Source organism: Kaistia sp. SLG-1 (assembly GCF_059699055.1).
In genome coordinates, this window is record NZ_AP048544.1 from 1,782,204 (window position 1) to 1,803,689 (window position 21,486).

A 21,486-nucleotide genomic window follows, 5' to 3' on the forward strand; every position below is an offset into this window, starting at 1 on the left:
TCCCCACCCTCCGCCGTCATCCCCGCGAAGGCGGGGATCCATACATCCGAGACCTCGGGCGTTTTGTGCATCCACCAACCCGGCGGAAATGGATCCCGGCTCGGAGGCCGGGATGACGGCGAGGGTGTTGCTGGCGATGCGTTTCGACGACAAGGGCTTAATTTCGGCGTTTCCGAAGGAAGAGGTCTACGCCCGCAGGCCGGCCGGTGAGGCAGGAGGGCTCCCGTCCTCTCCCCACACTCCGTCGTCATCCCTGCGAAAGCAGGGATCCACCGATCCGGCGCCTCGGCGTCCCGATCTTACTCGCGCCGCACCGGCCGTTTCGCCGTTGCGCGTTCCTCGAACTGCATCAGCCGCAGCGTGCCGATCTCGGCGCGGGCGCCGGCCTCGGCCGCGTCCTTCATCGAGGCGGCGACATAGCTGATGTGTTCGATCGCTGCCCGCCGCGCCGCCTCCGGCTCGCCGGCGCAGATGGCGTCGCGCAGCGCCTTGTGCTGGGCGAGCAGCTGGTCGCGCGAGCCGGCCTGGCCGTAGAGCCGGCTGCGGTTGTAGAACACGCCGTCGGCGAGCAGGCGGTAGCAGGCGCGCAGCACGTGGATGATGACGATGTTGTGCGTCGCCTCGCCGATCGCCTGGTGAAACTCGACGTCGAGCGCCGCCTCACGGCGAAAGTCCGCCTTGTCGTGCTCCGCCTCCATCGCCTCGATGATGCGGCTCAAAATGGTGCGGTCGGCCTCGGTGGCGCGCTCCGCCGCCATGGCCGCGGCGCTAGCCTCGATCTCGCGGCGGAATTCCAGATAGTCGCCGCCGGCCTTGGGCGATTGCGCGATCAGGTCGACGATCGGCGCGGCGAAGATCGCGCCCTCGATCGCCGCCACATAGGTGCCGCCGCCGGGCCGGCTCTCCACCAGCCCGCGCGCCTCCAGCGCCTTCAGCGCATCGCGCAGGATCGGGCGCGACACGTCGAGCGTCGCCGAGAGGTCGCGCTCGCCCGGCAGCTTGTCGCCCGGATGCAGCACGCCCTCCAGCACCAGCATCTCGATCTGTCGCGCCACCTCGTCGGCGGTCGCGCGGGAAGGAATCGGTTGAAAGACCATGCGGAAGAGCCTATCAGCAGAAATCAGGAAGTGGTCAAGAAATTGATCCAGTTAGCGGGTGGCACCCGCATTTCAAGAAATCAGATCAAATTGGAGCGGCGCCATGGGCGGCTTGAAGGACGCAACGAGCATTGCAGACCTGAGATTGTTGGCGAAGCGCCGCGTGCCGCGCGCCTTCTTCGACTATGCCGATCGCGGCTCCTACAATGAGGAAACGATCGACGCCAATTCGGCCGACTTCAAGGCGCTGAAGCTGCGCCAGCGCGTCATGGTCGACGTCTCCAACCGCTCGACCGAGGTGACGCTGCTCGGCGAGAAGTTCGCCTATCCCTTCGCCTTCGCGCCGACCGGCTTGACCGGCATGCAGCATGCCGATGGCGAGATCCTCGCGGCCAAGGCCTGCGAGAAGGCCAACATCCCGTTCGCACTGTCGACCATGTCGATCTGCTCGATCGAGGACGTGGCGGCGGCGACGTCGCGGCCGTTCTGGTTCCAGCTCTACGTGATGAAGAACCGCAACTTCGCCAAGCAGCTGGTCGAGCGCGCCATCGCCGCCAAGTGCTCGGCGCTGATCCTGACGCTCGACCTGCAGGTGCAGGGCCAGCGTCACCGCGACATCAAGAACGGCATGACGGTGCCGCCGCAGATCAAGCTGCACAACGTGCTCGACATGGCGACCAAGCTGCCGTGGGCGTTCCAGGTTTTGGGCAGCAAGCACAAGACCTTCGGCAATCTGAACGGCGTCGAGGGCATGAGCGGCGTCAAGTCGCTGGGCCAGTGGATTTCCGGCCAGTTCGACCCGGCGCTGAACTGGGACGACGTCGCCTGGATCCGCTCGATCTGGCCGGGCAAGCTGATCCTGAAGGGCGTTCTCGACGTGGGCGACGCGCAGAAGGCGGTCAACACCGGCGCTGACGCGATCGTCGTCTCCAACCATGGCGGCCGCCAGCTCGACGGCGCCCCGTCGGCGATCTCGCGCCTGCCGCGCATTGTCGACGCGGTCGGCAATCAGACCGAGATCCTGTTCGACAGCGGCATCCGCTCGGGCCAGGACGTGCTGCGCGCGCTGGCGCTCGGCGCCAAGGGCTGCATGATGGGCAAGGCCTTCCTGTTCGGCCTCGGCGCCGGCGGCGAGGCGGGCGTCTCCAAGGTGATCCAGATCGTCGGCAAGGAGCTCGATGTCTCGATGGCCCTGACCGGCCGTCGCACGCTGGCCGAGATCGACGAGACCGTCATCGACCGGGGCTGACATGGTTGGGGCTGACGCGCGGAGTTTCGCCGTGCGTCAGCCCCGCGTCGGCGCGAGGATCGTCTCGAGCCCTTCGTCCCAATGCGGGCGTTCGCCATAGAGGCCGGCGAGATGGTTGATGAACAGGCGGACCTTGGCGGCGAGAAAGCGGCGGCTCGGATAGACGGCGTGCACGGCGACGTGCCGCGAGGCGCGGTAGGCCGGCAGGACCGTCGTGAGCCGCCCGGCGCGCAGGTCCGGCCCGACATCCCAGGTCGAGCGGAAGGCGATGCCGAGGCCGGCCAGCACCGCCTCGCGCACAACCTCGTTGGAGTTGGTGCGCAGCCTCCCCTCGACATGCACGGTGACCGGCCCGTCCGGTCCCTCCAGCCGCCAGGGATCCTGGCTGGCGGTGGCGAGCAGCGAATGCTTGTCGAGATCGGCGATCGTCTTCGGCGTGCCGTGTTCGGCGAGATAGGCCGGCGTCGCGCAGAGCACCCGGTGATTCGGCGCCAGCCGCCGCGCCACCAGGCTCGAATCCATCAGCTCGGCGATGCGGATCGATACGTCGATGCCGTCCTTGATCAGGTCGACGAATTCGTCCGAGAGCACGAGATTGACGGTCAGGTCCGGATTGGCCGCCAGGAACGAGCCGAGATAGGGCGTGATGTGCAGCCGGCCGAAGGTCGTCGGCGCCGACACCTTAAGCGTGCCGCGGGCAACGTCGGAACGCCGGCTGACGAAGGATTCCGCCTCGTCGATCGAAGCCAGAATCTGCACGACGCGATCGTGAAAGCCGCGCCCCGCCTCGGTCAGAGCAATCTGCCGGGTCGTGCGTTGCAACAGGCGCGTGCCGAGCCGGTCCTCCAGCCGCTTCAGGCGCTTGGACACGACGGCGGGCGACAGATCGAGCTCGCGCCCCGCCGCCGAAAGGCTTCCGGCGGTGACAACGCGGGCGAAGATCTCCATATCAGTGAGGGTGCTCATTTGCGATCATACTGGCAAAAGAAAGGGGCGATTTTCAATCCTGCGGAAAGGATGTTGTTTTCCAGGCCAGCTTGGGTACAAAACCGTCCGCGCTTAGACTGTTTCTGAAGTGGGAGGGAGGTCGCCATGTCCGCGATAGAGATTCCGAAGCCGGATCCCGGCATTCTCGCGCGTCGGGATGCGATTCTTGCCGGTCTCGCCGCCTTGGTACCACCAACCTCCCTGATCACCGAGGAGGATGAGCGCCGCGCCTTCGATACGGACGCGCTCACCGCCTATCGCCGCATCCCGCTCGCGGTCGTGCTTCCGGAAACCACCGAGCAGGTTTCCAAGGTGTTAACATTCCTGAACCAGCAGGGCGTCAAGGTCGTCGCGCGCGGCGCCGGCACGTCGCTCGCCGGCGGGGCCATCCCGAGCGAGGACGCCGTCGTGCTCGGCGTCTCGAAGATGAACCGCATCCTCGACGTCGACACCGACAACCGGACGATCCGCGTCGAGGCGGGCGTCACCAATCTCGGCGTGACCGGCGCCGTCTCCCATCTCGGCTTCTTCTATGCGCCCGATCCGTCGAGCCAGCTCGCCTGCACCATCGCCGGCAACATCGCCATGAACTCCGGCGGCGCGCATTGCCTGAAATACGGCGTCACCACCAACAATGTGCTGGGCGTCAAGATCGTCATGATCGACGGCACCGTGCTGGAGATCGGCGGCGCGCATCTCGATGCGCCGGGCTACGACCTGCTCGGCCTGATCGTCGGTTCCGAAGGGCAGCTCGGCATCGTCACCGAGGCGACGCTCCGCATCCTGCCGCTTGCCGAAGGCGCGCGCCCGATGCTGATGGGCTTCCAGTCGGCCGAGGACGCCGGCGCCTGCGTCGCCGCGATCATCGCCTCGGGCATCATCCCGGTGGCGATCGAATATATGGACCGGCCGGCGATCAAGGTCTGCGAGGCCTTCGCCCATGCCGGCTATCCGCTTGATGTCGAAGCTCTTTTGATCATCGAGGTCGAGGGATCCGAGGCCGAGATCGAGGATCTGATCGGCCGGATCACCAAGATCGCCGCCGATTTCAACCCTTCGGGCCTGCGCATCTCGCAGTCGGAAGCGGAGAGCGCCGCGATCTGGAAAGGGCGGAAGTCCGCCTTCGGCGCCATGGGTCGGCTCGCCGATTATATCTGCATGGACGGCACTATCCCGACCGGCCAGCTCTCGGCGGTGCTCACCGGCATCGCCAGGATCTGCGACGGCTACGGCTTGCGCGTCTCCAACATCTTCCATGCCGGCGACGGCAATCTGCATCCGCTGGTCCTCTTCAATGCCAATGATCCGGACGAGCAGGACAAGGCCGAGCGCTGCGGCGAGGATATCCTGAAGCTCTGCGTCGATCTCGGTGGCTGCCTGACCGGCGAGCACGGCGTCGGCATCGAGAAGCGCGATCTGATGACCTACCAGTTCAACACGATCGATCTCGACCAGCAGATGCGGGTGAAAAGCGCGCTCGATCCGCAATGGCTGCTCAATCCGCACAAGGTGTTCCCGCTTCAAGGGCGCCCGGTCTGATGCCCGATATTCTGCCCTTCCAGGAAGCATGCCGATGACGTCGATCCTTCTCCCCGATACCGAGGCCGAGATCGAGGCGATCGTGCATGAGGCGGCGCAGTCGCGCAGCCCGCTGGCGATCCATGGCGGCGGTTCGCGACCGATCGGCGGCATCGTCCATGCGCACCGGACGCTGTCGACCCAGCAGATGACGGGCATCACCCTCTACGAGCCGTCCGAGCTCGTGCTTTCGGCCCGCGCCGGCACGCCGCTCTCCCTGATCCAGGAAACGCTCGCCGCCAACCGCCAGCGCCTGCCGTTCGAGCCGATCGACTATCGCCATTTGCTCGGCAATCACGGCACGCCGACGATCGGCGGCATGACCGCCTCCAACAGCTCCGGCCCGCGCCGCATCCATTCGGGCGCCGCGCGGGACGCGCTGATCGGCATCCGCGCCACGACCGGGCGGGGCGAGACGATCAAGTCCGGCGGCCGGGTGATGAAGAACGTCACCGGCTATGATTTCGTCAAGCTGATGGCCGGCTCCTGGGGCACGCTCGGCGTGCTGACCGAGGTGACCTACAAGCTGCTGCCGGAAGTCGAGACGGAAGTCACCCTGCTGCTCTTGGGCCTTTCGGCCGAGCGTGCCGTCGCGGCAATGACGGCAGCTCTCGCGACGCCGTTCGAGGTGACGGGAGCCGCGCATCTGCCGGCCGTTGATGGCGCGCCGTCGCGCACGGTGCTTCGGATCGAGGGCTTCGATGCGTCGGTGACCTATCGCACCGCCCGTCTCGAAGGCGTGCTGCGGCCGTTCGGAACGTTCGAGACGCTGGGGCTCGAGGCGTCTCGCGTGCTGTGGAAGTCGATCCGCGACGTGGAAGCGCTGGAGACGCCGCGCGACGCGGCCATCTGGCGGATCTCGGTCCGGCCGAGCGACGGCCCGGAAATCGGCGCGAAGCTCGAGGCGGCGCTGGGCAGCCGGCTGGTCTATGACTGGGCCGGCGGCTTGATCTGGGCGAGCGCTTCGGCAGACGGGGATGGCGGCGCGGCGGTCGTGCGCGCAGCGGTCGGCGCCGTCGGCGGCCATGCTCTTCTGGTGCGCGGTTCGCCGACGCTGCGGGCCAGCGTGCCGGTCTTCCAGCCGGAGGCACCGGCGGTGGCCGAGATGTCGCGCCGCATCCGCGCGACCTTCGATCCGGCCGGCATCCTCAATCCCGGGCGGATGTGAGCCATGGTCGCGGCCGCAACAGGAACGGGATGGCCGCCGGCGCTCAAGGGCGCCGGGGCCGGCCTTTCGGCCCTACTCCGTGAAGCGGACGACGCCCACTTCGCAGACGTCGATGCCCTCGACGGTTGCTTCGCTGTCGTCGACGAAGACGCCCTTGAAGTCGAATTTGCAGTAGCCGCTGCCGTCATCCATGTTGATGGTGACCGAGCCGCCGGCCGGAACCTGATCGTCGCCGAGGATGTCCTCTTCCCAGTCGGCGGAGCCGACATTGGAAGCGTAGAACTGGTCCAGATCGCTGCTGGTCTCGTTGATGATCTTGACCTTGCGGTTTTCCGCGTTGGCCGCGCCGGCGAGAACGAGCGAAGAGACGACAGCCGCGCCGACGGCCGTCCAAAGACGAAACTGCATAGAACTTCCCCTGGGTGCGCCGACGAGATGTCGGGCTCGCCGCCAATGCCAGATGCATTCAGGGCGTGCAAGCCGGATTGTGCACCCTCCAAAACCCCGCCCGCGGCGGCAGAGTGATCCATGCAAACCTCCTTCTCCCTTGCCCAGCTCGCCGACCCGGATGTTCGTGAATCCGAGAAGATCCTGCGCACCTGCGTGCATTGCGGCTTCTGCACGGCGACCTGTCCGACCTATGTGCTGCTCGGCGACGAGCTCGACAGTCCGCGCGGCCGCATCTACCTGATCAAGGACATGCTGGAAGGCGGCAAGCCCGCCAACGAGCAGGTCGTGAAGCATGTCGATCGCTGCCTGTCCTGCCTCTCCTGCATGTCGACCTGTCCGTCCGGCGTGAACTACATGCACTTGGTCGATCATGCCCGCGCGCATATCGAGGAGACCTACGACCGGCCGATCGCCGACAAGGCAATCCGTGCGGCGCTCGCCGCCGTGATGCCACACCGCAACCGCTTCCGGCTGGCGCTTGTCGCAGCGGCCGCCGCGCGACCTTTCGCAGGTCCGATCGGCAAGGTGCCGGGCTTCAAGCGCATCAGCGCCATGTTGAAGCTGGCGCCGCGCTTCCCGCATGGCCGCACCGCCTCGGAAGGGCCGGGCACCTTCCCGACGAAGGCCGAGAAGCGTGGGCGGGTCGCGCTGCTCTCCGGCTGCGTGCAGCCGGTGCTCGATCCCGGCATCAACGAGGCGACGATCCGCCTCCTGAACCGCGTCGGCGTCGAGGTGGTGATCGCCAAAGGCGAGACCTGCTGCGGGTCGCTCGCGCACCACATGGGCAAGTCCAGCCAGGCGCATGAAACGGCGAAGCGGACGATCGACGCCTGGATCGCCGAGATGGACGGCGAGGGCCTCGACGCCATCATCATCACCGCGTCGGGCTGCGGCACGACGATCAAGGACTATGGCTTCATGTTCCGCGAGGACCCCGCCTATGCCGAAAAGGCGAAGCGGGTCTCGGCGATTGCCAAGGACATCACGGAGTATCTGGAGAGCCTGAAGCTCGCGCCGGTCGCGGCGCCGAAGGCTCTCACCGTCGCCTATCATTCGGCCTGCTCGATGCAGCACGGCCAGCAGATCAAGACGACGCCGAAGACGCTGCTGTCGAAGGCCGGCTTCACCGTCCGCGACGTGCCGGAGGGGCATCTCTGCTGTGGTTCTGCCGGCACCTACAACATGCTGCAGCCGGAGTTGTCGCAGCAGCTGAAATCGCGAAAACTCGGCAACATCGCCAAGGTCGCGCCCGATGTCGTCGCCACCGGCAATATCGGCTGCATCACGCAGCTTTCCGACGGCGCCGGCGTGCCGGTCGTCCATACGATCGAGCTGCTCGACTGGGCCTATGGCGGCCCGAAGCCGGCCGGCATCGCGAACTGAAGCGGCCGGGGCCGGGCGGTCTTCCGCCCGGCGCCTCCGTATCAGATATCGCGGGCGGTGAGCGTGTAGGAAGCGTGGGCGTGGCGGGAATAGAGCCGCATCGCCGCGTGCTCGATCCGCGTCCGGTTGGCATCGAAGGCCCGAAGCGCCGAAGCCTCGTCCTGCGCGGCATCGGGATGAATCCGCTCCAGCGCGTCGGCCTCCAGGAAGAACGACACCTCCAGCGACTGGTCATGCCCCCAGAACTGAATGCGGTGGTGCGTCTCGCTATAGCTGCGGCTTCGATTGGGGAACTGGATGCTCATGCCGCCAGTATACGCCCGATCAAGCCCGAATGATTGCGCGAATGTCCCAAACTGCGATTGGCGAGGCTGGATCGTCCCGATCAGGGGCGCGGCGCATTCGGTCCCGGTGTGTTCCCATGCGCCGGGGCGGCCAGCAACACCCTTTCGACGCGGCGGTCGGGAACCAGCCAGATCAAGGCCACCACGACATAGCAGGCGATGGCGATCCACGGACTGACGAAGGCGAGCACGATTGCGGCGGCGTAGATCAGCACCGAGATCTTGCCCTTGCGATCCTGGCCGAAGGCGATCGCCAACGCCGAGTCCTGCCCCTCCAGCGCGATGAGGGAACGGGCGAGGATGTAGTAGGCGACGCCGGACATCATCAGCACGAAGCCGTAAAGCGCCACCGGAAGAGATTCGATGTGGTTCTCGCCCATCCAGGCGGTCGTGAACGGCATCAGCGACAGCCAGAACAGAAGGTGCAGATTGGCCCAGAGCACGCCGCCCCGGACGTGATGGACGACATGGAACATGTGGTGGTGGTTGTTCCAGTAGATGCCGATCATGATGAAGCTCAGCACATAGCTGAGAAAGACCGGCAGCAGTGGCAGCAGCGCGGGAAGGTCCACGTGGTGGGGGACCTGCAGCTCCAGCACCATGATCGTGATGATGATGGCGATGACACCGTCGCTGAATGCTTCGATCCGGCTCTTGCCCATGGCGCGCTCCGCGTTGTGCCAAGCCTACGCTACGCGTTCGCGGGGATAGTCTCCAGTCCCGTTCTGCGGTCCGTCATTGGCGCGAGGTGAAGGGACGCCGAGCGCATTCCGCTTGCGCGCCGGCCCGCCCGTGATAGGTTTCCGACCGTCTCATCGGGGTGCCCTGATTCATCCGAATCCTGGCTGAGAGGTCTTCGGACTAACCCGCGAACCTGATCCGGATCATGCCGGCGGAGGGATTGAGCCAAGCGCGTAGATGCTCTTGCCATCGTTCCGTCCTGCTATTTAGCAAAGGACGTCTTTTCATGTCTGCCACCCCCCAATCTGCCACCCACCAAGTCTCGATCGCCGAGGCCGTCAGCGCCCTCGACGCCCTGCGCGCCGCCCGGCCGCTGGTGCAGAACATCACCAACTATGTCGCCATGACGATTTCGGCCAATGTGCTGCTCGCCGTTGGCGCGTCGCCGGCGATGGTGCATTCCGAAGCCGAGGTCGACGAGTTCGTCGCGATCTCGAACGCGCTCGTCATCAATATCGGCACGCTGTCGCCGGACTGGCTGACCGGCATGCGCAAGGCCGCCGCGCAGGCGGTCGCCCTGGGCAAGCCGTGGGTCCTCGATCCGGTCGGCTGCGGCGCGACCAAGTTCCGCACCGATTTCGCCGTCGAATTGAGCCGGGCCGGCCCCGCCATCATTCGCGGTAATGCCAGCGAGATCATGAGCCTCGCGGGCGCGGCCGGGGCAGGGGGCAAGGGCGTCGACTCGACCGCCTCCTCCGACGCCGCGCTCGAGGCTGGCAAGGCGCTGGCCAAAGCCAGCGGCGCCGTCGTCGCGATCACCGGCGAGACCGACTATGTCACCGATGGCACCCATGTCGTGGCGATCACCGGCGGCAGCCCGTTGATGCCGCTCTCGACCGCGCTCGGCTGCGCGCTGTCCGCCACCGTCGCCGCCTTCGCCGCCGTGCGTCCGCCCTTCGAGGCCGCCGTCGCGGCGCTCGCCGTCTATGGCGCGGCCGGCGCCGCTGCCGCGGAGCGCGTGACCGGGCCGGGGCATCTTCCCGCCGAACTCTGCGACGCGCTCTACGGAGCCGACGCCGCCCTCGTCGAGCGCTATGCGACGATCAAGACCGTTGAAGAGGTGAATGTCTGATGAGCCGTCCTTTCGATCTTTCGCTCTATCTCGTCACGGACGAGGACCTGGCCGGCCCGCGCGGCGTGGTCGAGGCGGTCCGCGCCGCGATCGACGGCGGCGTCACGCTCGTCCAGCATCGCTTCAAGCAGGGCTCGACCCGCGATTTCGTGGCGACGGCGCAGGCGCTGGTGGACCTTCTGCGCCCGCGCGGCATTCCGCTGATCATCAACGATCGCGTCGACGTGGCGCTGGCGGTCGATGCCGATGGCGTGCATGTCGGCCAGAGCGACATGCGGGTCGCCAAGGTGCGCGAGCTGATCGGCCCCGATCGCATCCTCGGCCTGTCGGCGGCGCAGTTCGAGGAACTGACGCCGGAAGACCTCGCGCCGATCGACTATCTCGGCGTCGGCCCGGTCTTCGCCACGGCGACCAAGGCGAATGCGCGCGATCCGATCGGCTTCGAGCATCTCGGCCGCATCAAGGCGGCGTCCGGCCTGCCGGTCGTCGCCATCGGCGGGCTGAAGGCGGAGCATGTCGAGCCGACGCTCGCTGCCGGCGCTGACGGTCTCGCCATCGTCTCCGCCATCATCGCGGCGGAAGACCCGGAACGCGCCGCGCGCGATTTCGCCGATCGCATCGCCCGCTTCCGTTCGCAGAAATAGGCGACTTATTCCCGCCTGGAACAAGTTCTGCCCTGTTCCTGCAGGTTCAGTTGAAGAGGGTGGCGTGGCATAGTCCGCTCCAACGTGCCACCGAGGAGAGACCATGTCCGCCACCAACGCTGAACGCCTCGTCGTCAAGGGCGCCATCGGCCCCCGCTTTGACGAGATCCTGACGCCCGAGGCGCTCGCTTTCGTCGCCGAACTGCATGGCCGTTTCGATGCCAAGCGTCGCGCCCTGCTCGAATTCCGCAACGAGCGCCAGGTCTTCTTCGACAATGGCGGCCTTCCGGACTTCCTGCCGGAGACGAAGGCGATCCGCGAGGGTGACTGGAAGGTGGCGCCGATCCCGGCCGACCTGCAGGACCGTCGCGTCGAGATCACCGGCCCGGTCGATCGCAAGATGATCGTCAACGCGCTGAATTCCGGCGCGAAGGTCTTCATGGCCGACTTCGAGGACGCCTCGTCGCCGGTCTGGGCCAACATGGTCGAAGGCCAGATCAACCTGAAAGATCGCTGGGCCAACAAGATCGACTTCACCGATCCGCGCGGCAAGGACTACAAGCTCGGCCCCAACCCGGCCGTGCTGATCATCCGGCCGCGCGGCTGGCACCTGCCCGAGCGCCACATCACCTTCGACGGCGCCGACGCGTCCGGCTCGCTGGTCGATTTCGGCCTCTACGTCTTCCACAACGCCAAGGCGGCGCTGGCGCAGGGATCCGGCCCGTATTTCTACCTGCCGAAGACCGAGAGCCACCTGGAAGCCCGCCTCTGGGACGAGGTCTTCACCTATGCCGAGGAAGCGCTCGGCCTCGCGCATGGCACGATCAAGGCGACCGTCCTGATCGAGACGCTGCCGGCGGCGTTCGAGATGGACGAGATCCTCTACGAGCTCAGGGATCACATGGCCGGCCTCAATTGCGGCCGCTGGGACTACATCTTCTCGTTCATCAAGACGCTGCGGAACAACAAGGCGTTCCTGCTGCCGGATCGCGGCCAGGTCGTCATGGGCAAGGCGTTCCTGCTCGCCTATTCGGAGCTTCTGATCAAGACCTGCCACCGTCGCGGCGCCTTCGCCATGGGCGGCATGGCGGCGCAGATCCCGGTCAAGAACAACCCGGAAGCCAACGCCGCCGCCTTCGAGCGGGTCAAGGCCGACAAGGAGCGCGAGGCGAAGGCCGGCCATGACGGCACCTGGGTCGCGCATCCGGACCTCGTGCCGGTCGCGATGGAAGTGTTCGACCGCCTGATGCCGACGCCGAACCAGCTCTCGAAGCTGCGCGAGGAAGTCTCCTTCGGCCAGAAGGACATGCTCGCCATCCATGAGGGCACGCGGACAGAGGCGGGCCTTCGCCACAACATCCGCGTCGGCGTCCAGTATATCGAGGCGTGGCTGCGCGGCCGCGGCGCGGTGCCGATCTACAATTTGATGGAAGACGCGGCGACGGCCGAGATCAGCCGCGCGCAGATCTGGCAGCAGCTGAACTTCGAGGCGACGCTCGAGGACGGCCAGAAGGTGACGGAAGAGCTGTTCCGCCGTGCTCTGGCCGAGGAGATGGAAGTGGTGAAGGGCGAGGTCGGCCCGGACAATTACGCCGCCGGCCGCTTCCCGGAGGCGATCGAGCTGTTTGCGAACCTCTCGACCGCCAAGACCTTCGAGCCCTTCCTGACGGTTCCCGCCTACAAGCTCATCGACTGAGCCGATTGACGCGCTATTCGCGTCCAGTAAGATCGCGGCAGGCTGATACAGCCTGCCGCTTGCGCCCTTCGGGGTAGGGTGAATGTATCGTTAAGGACTGAGCCTGATCCGTTTGCTCCCGGCGAACGCCTCAGCAATGCAAGCGCTGATGGAACCGCGTTCGCCTTGAGGCAAAGGACAGGAAACATGCGCGATTTTCGCGATGCCAAAGCCATGGCAAAGGCGCTCCGCGCCGCGATGGCCGAGCGCCAGATCGAACTCTCCCATAGCGAAACGCTGGAGATCGTCGCCCGCCAGTTCGGGTTCGACGACTGGAACATCCTCGCGGCCGAATTGGCGGTGGAGGCAAAGCCGGCCGAGCCGGAAACGGCGGCAGGCCCGCAGTTCAAGCAGGTAATCCCGATCCTGCGGATCTTCGATATCGCCAAGGCGATGGAGTTCTATCGCGATTTCCTCGGCTTCGCGGTCGACTGGGAACATCGCTACGCCGAAGGGATGCCGCTCTACGCGCAGGTGTCGCGCGCCGGCGCGGTCCTGCATCTCTCCGAGCATCACGGCGACGCCAGCCCCGGCTCGACCGTGTTCGTCTGGATGCGCGGCATCGAGGCCTTTCACCGCGAACTACTCGGCAAGAAGTATGGCTATTCGCGTCCCGGTCTCGAAAAGACCGGCTACGACGCGCGGATGGTCGAGGTGCCGGATCCGTTCGGCAACCGCATCCGCTTCAACGAGGCGAATGCGCTGCGCGCCGACGGTGCCGGCTAGAGCGCGCCACCCGAGATCGGGCGTTTCGGAAGTGCGCCTCAGGTCGGCGGACACGTGATCGAACCCATCCCGAGCGATCGGGATGGGTTTTTCTGTTTCTAGACTTCGACGGCGGAAGGCGCGGGGCCGCGGCCGCCCCGGAGCGGACGCTCTTCCATGATGACCAGCAGCGCCAGCGCGATGGCGATGCAGATCGTCGCCGCGATGAAGACGCCGGAGAAGGCGCCCGCGAGCGAGACGCCGGCTTCCGACGCCGCGGCGATCTTGGCCTCGACCGAGGTGCCTTCGCCGCCCGAAATCGCGCCGAGGCCGCCCAGGAAGATGGCGCCGAAGGCGGCCACCAGGATGGCGCTGCCGAGCGAGCGCATGAAGTTGATCGTCGCCGTTGCCGTGCCGAGGTGATGCGCCTGGACGGCGTTCTGCGCCACGACGATCGTCACCGGGAACAGCGTGCCGAGGCCGGCGCCGATGAAGGTCAGCAGGATCTCGATCGAGACGAGCTCCAGCCTGCCGGCGAAGACGGCGAGCACGGCGGTCAGGATCATGGCGACGGAGAGGCCGATGGTCGGCGAGCGCTTGTAGTGCTGGACGCGGGCCATGACGCGGCCGGAGAACTGGGCGCCGAACACGGTGCCGATCGAGAGCGGGATCAGCGCGAAGCCGGATTCCGCCGCCGAGAGATGCAGCACCGACTGGAAGAACAGCGGCATGTAGATCGACAGGCCGACCATGGTGCCGATGCCGAAGAAGCCGGCAAGCGTCGCTGTCGCCACCACCTGGTCGCGCAGCACGCCGACGGGCAGGAAGGGCTCGGGCGCCGTCAGCACGCGGGTGACGAACAGCACCCAGGCGACCAGCGAGGCGGCGAGCAGGCCGATGATCGGCAGCGAGTCCCACGGATAGGAAACGCCGCCCCAGCTCAGCGCCAGCAGGAGCAGCACGGCGGCCGCGACCAGAAGCACGGCGCCGATGACGTCGAGCCTGTGCGGGCGATCGTTACGCGGCAGCTTCTTCAGGGCGTTGAAGGTCATGGCGAAGGCGACGAGGCCGAGCGGCACGTTGATCCAGAAGATCACCGACCAGTGCAGCGCCTCGGAAAGCACGCCGCCGAGCACCGGGCCGGCGACGCTCGCCAGCGCGAACACGGCGCCGAAATAGCCCATGTACTTGGCGCGTTCCTTCGGCGAGATCGCGTCGCCGATGATGGTGTGGGCGAGCGAGATCAGCCCGCCGCCGCCGAGGCCCTGCAGGAAGCGGGCGAGGATCAGCCCGGTCATGGTCGGGGCGGCGGCGCAGGCGATCGAACCGAGGATGAAGATCGTGATGGCGATCAGAAGCACGGTTCGCCGGCCGTGAATGTCGGAAAGCTTGCCGTAGAGCGGAGTCACGGCGGTCGAGGAGAGCAGGTAGGCGGTCACCACCCAGGCGATGTTCTGCAGATCGCCCAGCTCGCGGCCGATCGTCGGCAGCGCGGTCGCGACGATGGTCTGGTCGAGCGCCGCCAGGAACATCGCCAGCATGACGCCGAGAATGATCGAGCGGACGGTGGCATGGTCGAGCGGAGGCGGGCCGGGCCGCGCGGAAACGGAAGCATCCATGGAAAAGTCGCCAATGTAGTTTGGCCGGCCGGGAAGGGGCAGGTCAGGAGGGGTGCCGGATCAAACTCGGTTCAATCGGGTATCGGACCTTAGACCCGATACCCCGCGAGCTCAATCCGCGACGGCGACGATCTCGCCGCCGTCGCGGTCCGGCATCAGTGTCCGCCACCGCCGCCGGCAGGTGCTGCCTGCGGCTTGCGGGCGAGGGGAACCAGCAGGACGATGCCCGCGAAGATCACGGCGAGCACCAGGAACACGTCCGAGAACGCCATCACCAGAGCCTCGCGCTTGACCGAGAGGGTCAGCGTCTTGATCGCGGCGATGTTGGCGTCGGAACCCAGCGTCGCGGCGAAGCCCTTGGTCATCAGGTCGAGCCGCTCGGTCGCCGCCTCGCGTCCCCACTGAACCTGCTCGTGCAGGCGCGTGATGTGCAGGTCCCAGCGATTGTTGAGGATCGTCGTGATGACGGCGAGGCCGACCGCGCCGCCGAGGTTGCGCGTCAGGTTGAACAGGCCGGAGGCGTTCTTCATGCGCTCGGGCGGCAGCGTGCCGAGGGCGAGCATCGAGACCGGCATCATCGAGGTCATCAGCGCGACGCCGCGCATCGCCTGCGGGATGAACAGCTCGCTGAAGGCCCAGTCCTTGGTGATCGGCACCAGCTCCAGGCAGGACAGAGCGAACAGCGCCAGGCCGAAGGCCATCATGTAGCGCGGGTCCATCTTCTGGCCGAGCCGGCCGACGATCGGCGCGGTCATCATCATGAACAGGCCGGTGACGAACATCGTCTCGCCGATCTGCAGGGAATCGTAGCCGCGCACGCGCGCCAGATAGACCGGGTAGAGATAGACGAGGCCGTAGAGGCCGACGCCGAGCATGAAGGAGAACAGCGCGCCGGTCGCGAAGTTGCGGTTCTGGAAGGCGCGCACGTCGACGATCGGCTCGTTGGCGCGCAGCACCCGCCAGAAGAACAGGACGCCGGCGACGACGGTGACGACCGCCAGCGAGGCGATGGTCTCGTCCTGGAACCAATCGTTGGCCGAGCCCTCTTCGAGCACATATTCGAGGCTGCCGAGGAAGGCGGCGAGCGTGATCAGGCCGATATAGTCGAAATGCTGCAGCAGCTTGAAGTTGGGCTTGTCCCAGTCGACGAAGGAAAGCACGCCGATGGTGACGAAGATGCCCGGGATGACGTTGACCAGAAACAGCCAGTGCCAGGAGAACAGATTGGTCAGGTAGCCGCCGATGGTCGGGCCGACGGTCGGCGCGAGCGTCGCGATCAGGCCGACGATCGCCGAAACCATGGCGCGGCGGTTGGGCGGGAAGATCGTGAAGGCGGCCGCGAACACGGCCGGGATCATGCCGCCGCCGATGAAGCCCTGGGCGGCGCGCCAGACGATCATCTCGCCGATCGAGCTCGAGGTGGCGCAGCCGATCGAGGTGATGGTGAAGCCGCCCGCCGCGATGGCGAAGAGATAGCGGGTGGAAAGCGCCCGGCCGAGGAAGCCCGACAGCGGGATCATGATGATCTCGGCGATCAGGTAGGCCGTCTGCACCCAGGAGATTTCCTGCGCGCTGGCCGAAAGGCCGGCCTGGATCTCGGTCAGCGACGACGACACGATCTGGATGTCGAGGATCGCCATGAACATGCCGACGGCCATGGCGACGAAGCCAAGCGTCCGGCGCGGAGTCATTTCGGGCAGGGCGGGCTGCTGGGGACCGGCCATGATCGTCTCCTGGGGCTCTGGCCCCGAATACCGGGACTATCCCCCGGCGGCACGGCCGTGCGCGGACGGTCGGAATGGGACGAGAGAGGGCGGGCGGGGCCGGTAGGGACGGCTCTGCCCGCCCTCTCTCGCGGTTCTCCCCGTGGGGGAGAACGTCTGGTGGATCAGTTCGTCGTCGCCGCCACGCGGGCGCTGTCGCCGGTGCGGCTGTCGATATCCACGACGACGGAAAGGCCCGGGCGCAGATGGCCCTTGGCGGCTTCCGAAGCCGGAATGCGGATACGGACCGGCACGCGCTGCGTGATCTTGGTGAAGTTGCCCGTGGCGTTGTCCGGCGGCAGCAGGCTGAAGACGGCGCCCGATGCCGGCGCGACGCTATCCACCGTGCCGGTGATCGGCGTCTCGGAATAGGCGTCGACGCTGACGCTCGCGGTCGCGCCGGGCCGGATCCGGTCGAGCTGCGTTTCCTTGAAGTTGGCGTCGACATAGACGTCCTGCAGCGGCACCAGGGCCAGCAGGCGCTGACCGGTGGCGACATACTGGCCGGGCTGCACCGCGCGATTGCCGATCACGCCATCGAACGGCGCGCGCACGACCATGTGCTCGAGATCGAGCTTCTTCTGGTCGAGCGTCGTCTGGTCCTGGTCCAGCGCCCGTTCGGCTTCGACGCGCTGCGCCTGCAGCACGCCGACATTGGCCTCGGCCGTGGTCAGGCCGGCCTTGGCGGAAAGGACCGCCGCGCTGGTCTTGTCCTTGGTCGCCTGCGCCTGCTGCAGGGCCTGCTGGGTGGCGAACTGGTTCTTGGCCAGCTGCGTGGCGCGGTCCAGATCGGCGACGGCGAGCTCGGCGTCGGCATTGGCGGTCGTGATGGCCGTACGGGCCTGCTCGACACTAGCCTTGCCGGCCTCGATCTGCTTGTCGATCCGGTCGATCGCAGCCTGCTGCGCGGCGATCTGGTTTTGCGCCGCCTCGACCGCGAGCTTCTGATCGGAATCATCGAGATAGACGAGCGGATCGCCAGTCTTCACCGCCGAATTATTGGCGACGGCGACCTTTGTGACATAGCCGGGAAGCCGCGGGGCGACCGTCGATGTGTCGGCGCCGACATAGGCGTCGTCGGTCGAGACCATGAAGCGGCCGACCGTCCACCATTCGTGCCCGAAATAGCTGCCGGCCGCGATCGCGACGACGGCCACCGTCAGGAGAAGAAACCGCCGTCGCCCGCCGCGCTTGGCCGGGGGTGGGGCAGCCGCGATCTTGACCTCGCCATCGGAGCCGGGCGTGGAGGGGCGCTCGGCGATCGGCGCGGCCGCGGGCGGCGGCGGTGTGGAATCGGCGGTCTTGCGCTGGATCGGCTCCAGCTCGGAGACGCCGGTATCGTCAGGGTTCTCGACAAGTGCGACCTTTGCCATGACTTGGCTCTGTCCTTCTGCCCCGAAAAGCTCGTTGACCGAACGGTTCGGTCATTGGGTGCTTGAACTAATCCCATCGATCGCCTAAATCAAGATCGAACTGAACGGTTCGGTCAAAAAAATTCTGCGCTGCAACACAAGTTGGCGTTGATTGGATGGGCCGCCGCTTCTTGGTATTTTTGAAACGACGACGAAACGGACGCGATTCAAGGCCGCTGGCGGCCAGGGCGCCCGGGAAGGGAGAAAGACCGTGGCATTCGTAGATACGCCTGACATTGCCCAAGAGGATGGGGCAGGGCAGGATTCACGAAAGCGCGAGCAGATCATGCGCGGCGCCAGCCAGGTCTTTTTGGAGAAGGGCTTCGACGCGGCCAGCATGAACGACATCGCGCGGGCCGCGGGCGTTTCGAAGGGCACGCTCTATGTCTATTTCGCCAACAAGGAGCGTTTGTTCGTCGAGCTGATCTCGTCGGAGAAACGCGAAGAGCTTTTCCGGATCGTCACGCTCGATTTCGAAAACCACGATGTCGAGGCGGTCTTGAAGAAATTCGGCCGGGAGCTCTGCGAGATCCTGACCAAGCCCTATTACATCAAGGCGATGCGGTCGGTGTTCTCGATCATCAACCGGATGCCGGAGATCGGGGTCGAGTTCTATTCGAACGGGCCGCTGCTCTGCACGGAGCTGCTCGCCAAATATCTCGATGCCCAGACCAAGGCAGGCGTGCTCGATATCGAGGATTGCCTGCTCGCCGCCCAGCAGTTCGTCGAACTGTCGCAGAGCGGTGTCATGCGCAGCGTCCTGTTCGGGGTCATCGATACCCCCAACGCCGCGGAAATCGCGCGCCGTGTCGACAGCGCCGTCGTCGTGTTCATGCGGTCCTATCGGGCGCAGCAGGCGGTTTCCACCGCCGGCTGATCCGAGCGGGCGGGCGGCCGGAGCCGCCCGACTCCCATATCAGCGGACGACGACCTTGGTGCCGATCGGCACGCGCGAATAGAGGTCGCTCACATCGGCATTGACGAGGCGGATGCAGCCCGACGACACGTTGTGGCCGATCGTCCAGGGCTCGCTGGTGCCGTGGATGCGGAAGATCGTGTCCTGGCCGCCGCGATAGAGATACATGGCGCGGGCGCCGAGCGGGTTCTTCGGGCCGCCCTCCATATAGGCCGGCAGGATGCGGCCCTTGGCGCGCTCGCGTGCCCGCATCGAGGCCGGCGGCGTCCAGCCCGGCCATTCCGCCTTGCGGCCGACCGTGACATTGCCCTTCCAGCCGAAGCCCTCGCGGCCAACGCCGACGCCGTAGCGCATGGCCTTGCCGTTGCCCTCGACGAGATAGAGGAACTTCTCGTCCGAGTGGATGATGATCGTGCCGGGCTTCTCGTTGGTCTCGTAGCGGACGCGCTGGCGCTGGTATTTGTAGGGAACCGCGGCGCCCGGCCCGGAGGCCTGCGGGCGGAAATTGTCGCTGCCCTGGAAAAGCATCTTGAAGAAGTTCTCGGCATGGGCCGTGCCGCCGGCGGTGAAGGACACCGCTCCGGCGAGAAGCGAAGCTGCCAAGGTGCGTTTGAAATTCATCATGTCCCCCCTATCAGGCCGGTTTGCGCCATGAAGCGCCGTTTTGAATATTCGCACGATAGGATCGCGGTCTATCAGCGGCAACCTTCGTGCGAATCACGGGGCCGTGATTGTGATTGCGATCACAGAGCCTGCATTCTCCAGTTGGCTCATTAAGTTTCGGTAACGTGGCGGCCATCTCGCCGTCAGACGCCCGCCGCGATAGTGGGGCCGACAGTCAGGCCACCTGTGCCGGTTGGAGATCTACATGCGCAAGCTTAAGTCAGCACTGGCGACCGTGCTGAGGATCGCGCTTCCCTATTTTCGTTCATCAGACATGTGGGTGGCGCTCGGCCTGCTGGCCGTCGTCATCGGGCTCAGGCTCTTCAATGTCTGGCTGGACGTAAAATTCAACTATTGGAACAACGATTTCTATACAGCCCTTCAGAAGAAGGACTGGTCGACCTTCGCCTACCAGATGTTCGTCGTGTTCTCCTGGATCGCGGCGCTGACGATCATTACCACGGTCTATCAGCTCTACTTCTCGCAATGGTTGCAGATCCGCTGGCGCAACTGGCTGACGCAGAAATACGTGAACGGCTGGATGGCGAAAGGCACGCATTATCGCATGCGGCTGGCCGGTAATCCCGCCGACAATCCCGACCAGCGTATCGCCGAGGACGCCGACCGCTTTACCGACGGTGCGCTGTCGATCGGCGTGGCGTTGCTGGGCCAGATCGTCACGCTCATCACCTTCATCTTCATCCTCTGGAGCCTGTCCTCGTCGGCGCCCCTGATCATCTTCGGCAAGAGCTACGCCATTCCGGGCTATCTTGTCTGGCTGGCGCTCGGATACGCGATTATCGGCACGGCGCTGACGCACTGGGTCGGCAAGCCGCTGGTGGCGCTGAGCTATCAGCAGCAGCGCTTTGAAGCCGACTTCCGCTTCGCACTGGTGCGCCTGCGCGAGAACGGCGAGGAGGTCGCACTGCTGAAGGGCGAGCCGGCCGAGCGCGCCGGTCTCTATGACCGCTTCGGCTCGGTGCTTTCCAATTTCTACCAGATCATGAGCCGGACCAAGCGGCTGACCTTCCTGACCGCCGGCTACAGCCAACTCGCCGTCATCTTTCCGTTCATCCTGATCAGCCCCCTCTATTTCGCCGGCACGATCGAGCTTGGCGGCCTGACCCAGGTCGCCTCCGCCTTCGGCACGGTGCAGGGGGCGCTCTCCTTCTTCGTCACGGCCTATTCCACCCTGGCGGGCTGGAAGGCGGTGGTCGATCGTCTCGACGGTTTCGAGCATGCGATCGAGCATTCCGAAGAGCTAGAGCGGCAGGGGCCGTCGCTGCAGCCCGACAGCGCTGCGTCGGATCTCGTCATCCGCGACCTGACCGTCCATCTTCCGGACGGCCGCGAGATCGTCGATGTGCCGGCGCTGACGCTGGTGCCGCGCGAGCGTGTGCTGCTCACCGGTCCCTCCGGCTCCGGCAAGTCGAGCCTGTTCCGGGCGCTCAGCGGCATCTGGCCGTTCGGCAACGGCTCGATCCACATCCCGCAGGGGGCCGATCTGCTGACCCTGCCGCAGGGGGCCTACATGCCGCTCGGTACGATCCGCGCCGCGCTCGCCTATCCGCGCGATCCCGAAACGCTCTCGACGGAGCAGGCGGAGGACGCTCTGCAGGCGGTTGGCTTGTCGCGGCTGGTGCCCGAGCTCGACGTCAATGTGCATTGGGGCAACCGCCTGTCGGGCGGCGAGCAACAGCGCGTCGCCATCGCCCGCGCGATTCTCGCCGCGCCCGACTGGCTGCTGCTCGACGAGGCGACGAGCGCGCTCGACGAGAAAGCCGAGGCCGCCGTCTACAATCTGATCCGCGAAAGGCTGCCGCAGACGACGGTGATCTCGATCGGCCATCGCTCGAGCCTGACGGTGCTGCATGACCGCATCCTCGAACTCGTCGAGAACGGCGGCGGCAGTCATGTGCTCGTCGAGCGGTCCGAGCCGGCGCTGGCGCCGGCCTGAGAT

General features: G+C 66.1%; 19 protein-coding genes and 1 riboswitch. Of the genes, 10 read left to right on the forward strand and 9 right to left on the reverse strand.

Going from position 1 to position 21,486, the window contains the following annotated elements; translation table 11 throughout:
- Nucleotides 1-299 precede the first annotated feature (299 nt).
- On the reverse strand, nucleotides 300-1,097 hold the full coding sequence (locus AC6HZP_RS07860; RefSeq protein WP_497526123.1) for a FadR/GntR family transcriptional regulator: 798 nt from the start codon (nucleotides 1,095-1,097) through the stop codon (nucleotides 300-302).
- Nucleotides 1,098-1,209: 112 nt separating this feature from the next.
- Here AC6HZP_RS07860 and AC6HZP_RS07865 point away from each other — a divergent pair, with 112 nt between their 5' ends.
- Nucleotides 1,210-2,346 carry an alpha-hydroxy acid oxidase gene (locus AC6HZP_RS07865; protein ID WP_497526755.1) on the forward strand — a complete coding sequence of 379 codons (1,137 nt, stop codon included), beginning with the start codon at nucleotides 1,210-1,212 and terminating at the stop codon, nucleotides 2,344-2,346.
- Nucleotides 2,347-2,382: 36 nt separating this feature from the next.
- Here AC6HZP_RS07865 and AC6HZP_RS07870 read toward each other — a convergent pair whose 3' ends face one another.
- Nucleotides 2,383-3,312 (reverse strand): LysR family transcriptional regulator, encoded by a 930-nt coding sequence (locus tag AC6HZP_RS07870; RefSeq protein WP_201403028.1) that lies wholly within the window; start codon nucleotides 3,310-3,312, stop codon nucleotides 2,383-2,385.
- 126 nt (nucleotides 3,313-3,438) lie between these two features.
- Here AC6HZP_RS07870 and AC6HZP_RS07875 point away from each other — a divergent pair, with 126 nt between their 5' ends.
- On the forward strand, nucleotides 3,439-4,872 hold the full coding sequence (locus AC6HZP_RS07875) for an FAD-linked oxidase C-terminal domain-containing protein (protein ID WP_201403029.1): 1,434 nt from the start codon (nucleotides 3,439-3,441) through the stop codon (nucleotides 4,870-4,872).
- Between the two features lie 34 nt (nucleotides 4,873-4,906).
- Nucleotides 4,907-6,079, forward strand: a complete 1,173-nt coding sequence (locus tag AC6HZP_RS07880; protein WP_497526124.1) for an FAD-binding protein — start codon at nucleotides 4,907-4,909, stop codon at nucleotides 6,077-6,079.
- 72 nt (nucleotides 6,080-6,151) lie between these two features.
- Here AC6HZP_RS07880 and AC6HZP_RS07885 read toward each other — a convergent pair whose 3' ends face one another.
- Entirely contained in the window at nucleotides 6,152-6,487 is a 336-nt protein-coding gene (locus AC6HZP_RS07885; RefSeq protein ID WP_497526125.1) for a hypothetical protein, read from the reverse strand.
- Nucleotides 6,488-6,607: 120 nt separating this feature from the next.
- On the opposite strand from AC6HZP_RS07885, the gene glcF reads away from it, so the two are divergent.
- Nucleotides 6,608-7,912, forward strand: coding sequence for a glycolate oxidase subunit GlcF (glcF, locus tag AC6HZP_RS07890; protein ID WP_497526126.1), 1,305 nt, complete (start codon nucleotides 6,608-6,610; stop codon nucleotides 7,910-7,912).
- 41 nt (nucleotides 7,913-7,953) lie between these two features.
- Here the strand turns inward: glcF and AC6HZP_RS07895 are convergent, their stop codons facing one another.
- Both AC6HZP_RS07895 and AC6HZP_RS07900 read right to left on the reverse strand, forming a co-directional pair.
- Complete coding sequence (locus AC6HZP_RS07895; protein WP_201403033.1) at nucleotides 7,954-8,217, reverse strand: DUF1488 family protein; 264 nt, start codon at nucleotides 8,215-8,217, stop codon at nucleotides 7,954-7,956.
- Nucleotides 8,218-8,297: 80 nt separating this feature from the next.
- Complete coding sequence (locus AC6HZP_RS07900; protein WP_497526127.1) at nucleotides 8,298-8,918, reverse strand: TMEM175 family protein; 621 nt, start codon at nucleotides 8,916-8,918, stop codon at nucleotides 8,298-8,300.
- 144 nt (nucleotides 8,919-9,062) lie between these two features.
- Nucleotides 9,063-9,174: riboswitch (TPP riboswitch) on the forward strand.
- Nucleotides 9,175-9,223: 49 nt separating this feature from the next.
- Between AC6HZP_RS07900 and thiM the strand changes: the two genes are divergently transcribed.
- From thiM to AC6HZP_RS07920, 4 genes are all read left to right on the forward strand, one after another.
- On the forward strand, nucleotides 9,224-10,069 hold the full coding sequence (thiM, locus tag AC6HZP_RS07905) for a hydroxyethylthiazole kinase (RefSeq protein ID WP_497526128.1): 846 nt from the start codon (nucleotides 9,224-9,226) through the stop codon (nucleotides 10,067-10,069).
- The gene (gene thiE / locus AC6HZP_RS07910; RefSeq protein ID WP_201403036.1) at nucleotides 10,069-10,713 is read left to right on the forward strand and encodes a thiamine phosphate synthase; all 645 of its coding nucleotides are present in this window, start codon (nucleotides 10,069-10,071) and stop codon (nucleotides 10,711-10,713) included. The genes thiM and thiE overlap by 1 nt, the downstream gene beginning before the upstream one ends.
- Nucleotides 10,714-10,816: 103 nt before the next feature.
- A complete protein-coding gene (gene aceB, locus AC6HZP_RS07915) occupies nucleotides 10,817-12,409 on the forward strand; it encodes a malate synthase A (protein WP_497526129.1) in 1,593 nt (530 codons plus the stop codon).
- A gap of 186 nt (nucleotides 12,410-12,595) precedes the next feature.
- Complete coding sequence (locus tag AC6HZP_RS07920) at nucleotides 12,596-13,174, forward strand: glyoxalase superfamily protein (RefSeq protein WP_497526130.1); 579 nt, start codon at nucleotides 12,596-12,598, stop codon at nucleotides 13,172-13,174.
- 98 nt (nucleotides 13,175-13,272) lie between these two features.
- Here the strand turns inward: AC6HZP_RS07920 and AC6HZP_RS07925 are convergent, their stop codons facing one another.
- From AC6HZP_RS07925 to AC6HZP_RS07935, 3 genes are all read right to left on the reverse strand, one after another.
- The gene (locus tag AC6HZP_RS07925; RefSeq protein WP_201403039.1) at nucleotides 13,273-14,772 is read right to left on the reverse strand and encodes an MDR family MFS transporter; all 1,500 of its coding nucleotides are present in this window, start codon (nucleotides 14,770-14,772) and stop codon (nucleotides 13,273-13,275) included.
- 155 nt (nucleotides 14,773-14,927) lie between these two features.
- Nucleotides 14,928-16,496 (reverse strand): DHA2 family efflux MFS transporter permease subunit, encoded by a 1,569-nt coding sequence (locus tag AC6HZP_RS07930; RefSeq protein ID WP_497526131.1) that lies wholly within the window; start codon nucleotides 16,494-16,496, stop codon nucleotides 14,928-14,930.
- Nucleotides 16,497-16,660: 164 nt separating this feature from the next.
- Entirely contained in the window at nucleotides 16,661-17,908 is a 1,248-nt protein-coding gene (locus AC6HZP_RS07935; RefSeq protein WP_497526132.1) for an HlyD family secretion protein, read from the reverse strand.
- 250 nt (nucleotides 17,909-18,158) lie between these two features.
- On the opposite strand from AC6HZP_RS07935, the gene AC6HZP_RS07940 reads away from it, so the two are divergent.
- Nucleotides 18,159-18,824, forward strand: coding sequence for a TetR/AcrR family transcriptional regulator (locus tag AC6HZP_RS07940; protein ID WP_497526133.1), 666 nt, complete (start codon nucleotides 18,159-18,161; stop codon nucleotides 18,822-18,824).
- A gap of 39 nt (nucleotides 18,825-18,863) precedes the next feature.
- On the opposite strand, the gene AC6HZP_RS07945 is transcribed toward AC6HZP_RS07940, so the two are convergent.
- Nucleotides 18,864-19,487 (reverse strand): L,D-transpeptidase, encoded by a 624-nt coding sequence (locus AC6HZP_RS07945; protein WP_497526134.1) that lies wholly within the window; start codon nucleotides 19,485-19,487, stop codon nucleotides 18,864-18,866.
- 244 nt (nucleotides 19,488-19,731) lie between these two features.
- On the opposite strand from AC6HZP_RS07945, the gene AC6HZP_RS07950 reads away from it, so the two are divergent.
- Nucleotides 19,732-21,483 carry an ABC transporter ATP-binding protein/permease gene (locus AC6HZP_RS07950; RefSeq protein ID WP_497526135.1) on the forward strand — a complete coding sequence of 584 codons (1,752 nt, stop codon included), beginning with the start codon at nucleotides 19,732-19,734 and terminating at the stop codon, nucleotides 21,481-21,483.
- The last annotated feature ends 3 nt before the right edge of the window (nucleotides 21,484-21,486 follow it).

Excerpts from the sequence above, each read along its gene's own strand:
- AC6HZP_RS07860 (WP_497526123.1), bottom strand. The coding sequence starts at position 1,097 with ATGGTCTTTCAACCGATTCCTTCCCGCGCGACCGCCGACGAGGTGGCG.
- AC6HZP_RS07870 (WP_201403028.1), bottom strand. The coding sequence starts at position 3,312 with ATGAGCACCCTCACTGATATGGAGATCTTCGCCCGCGTTGTCACCGCC.
- AC6HZP_RS07875 (WP_201403029.1), top strand. The coding sequence starts at position 3,439 with ATGTCCGCGATAGAGATTCCGAAGCCGGATCCCGGCATTCTCGCGCGT.
- AC6HZP_RS07880 (WP_497526124.1), top strand. The coding sequence starts at position 4,907 with ATGACGTCGATCCTTCTCCCCGATACCGAGGCCGAGATCGAGGCGATC.
- AC6HZP_RS07885 (WP_497526125.1), bottom strand. The coding sequence starts at position 6,487 with ATGCAGTTTCGTCTTTGGACGGCCGTCGGCGCGGCTGTCGTCTCTTCG.
- glcF (WP_497526126.1), top strand. The coding sequence starts at position 6,608 with ATGCAAACCTCCTTCTCCCTTGCCCAGCTCGCCGACCCGGATGTTCGT.
- AC6HZP_RS07895 (WP_201403033.1), bottom strand. The coding sequence starts at position 8,217 with ATGAGCATCCAGTTCCCCAATCGAAGCCGCAGCTATAGCGAGACGCAC.
- AC6HZP_RS07900 (WP_497526127.1), bottom strand. The coding sequence starts at position 8,918 with ATGGGCAAGAGCCGGATCGAAGCATTCAGCGACGGTGTCATCGCCATC.
- thiM (WP_497526128.1), top strand. The coding sequence starts at position 9,224 with ATGTCTGCCACCCCCCAATCTGCCACCCACCAAGTCTCGATCGCCGAG.
- thiE (WP_201403036.1), top strand. The coding sequence starts at position 10,069 with ATGAGCCGTCCTTTCGATCTTTCGCTCTATCTCGTCACGGACGAGGAC.
- aceB (WP_497526129.1), top strand. The coding sequence starts at position 10,817 with ATGTCCGCCACCAACGCTGAACGCCTCGTCGTCAAGGGCGCCATCGGC.
- AC6HZP_RS07920 (WP_497526130.1), top strand. The coding sequence starts at position 12,596 with ATGCGCGATTTTCGCGATGCCAAAGCCATGGCAAAGGCGCTCCGCGCC.
- AC6HZP_RS07925 (WP_201403039.1), bottom strand. The coding sequence starts at position 14,772 with ATGGATGCTTCCGTTTCCGCGCGGCCCGGCCCGCCTCCGCTCGACCAT.
- AC6HZP_RS07930 (WP_497526131.1), bottom strand. The coding sequence starts at position 16,496 with ATGGCCGGTCCCCAGCAGCCCGCCCTGCCCGAAATGACTCCGCGCCGG.
- AC6HZP_RS07935 (WP_497526132.1), bottom strand. The coding sequence starts at position 17,908 with ATGGCAAAGGTCGCACTTGTCGAGAACCCTGACGATACCGGCGTCTCC.
- AC6HZP_RS07945 (WP_497526134.1), bottom strand. The coding sequence starts at position 19,487 with ATGATGAATTTCAAACGCACCTTGGCAGCTTCGCTTCTCGCCGGAGCG.
- AC6HZP_RS07950 (WP_497526135.1), top strand. The coding sequence starts at position 19,732 with ATGCGCAAGCTTAAGTCAGCACTGGCGACCGTGCTGAGGATCGCGCTT.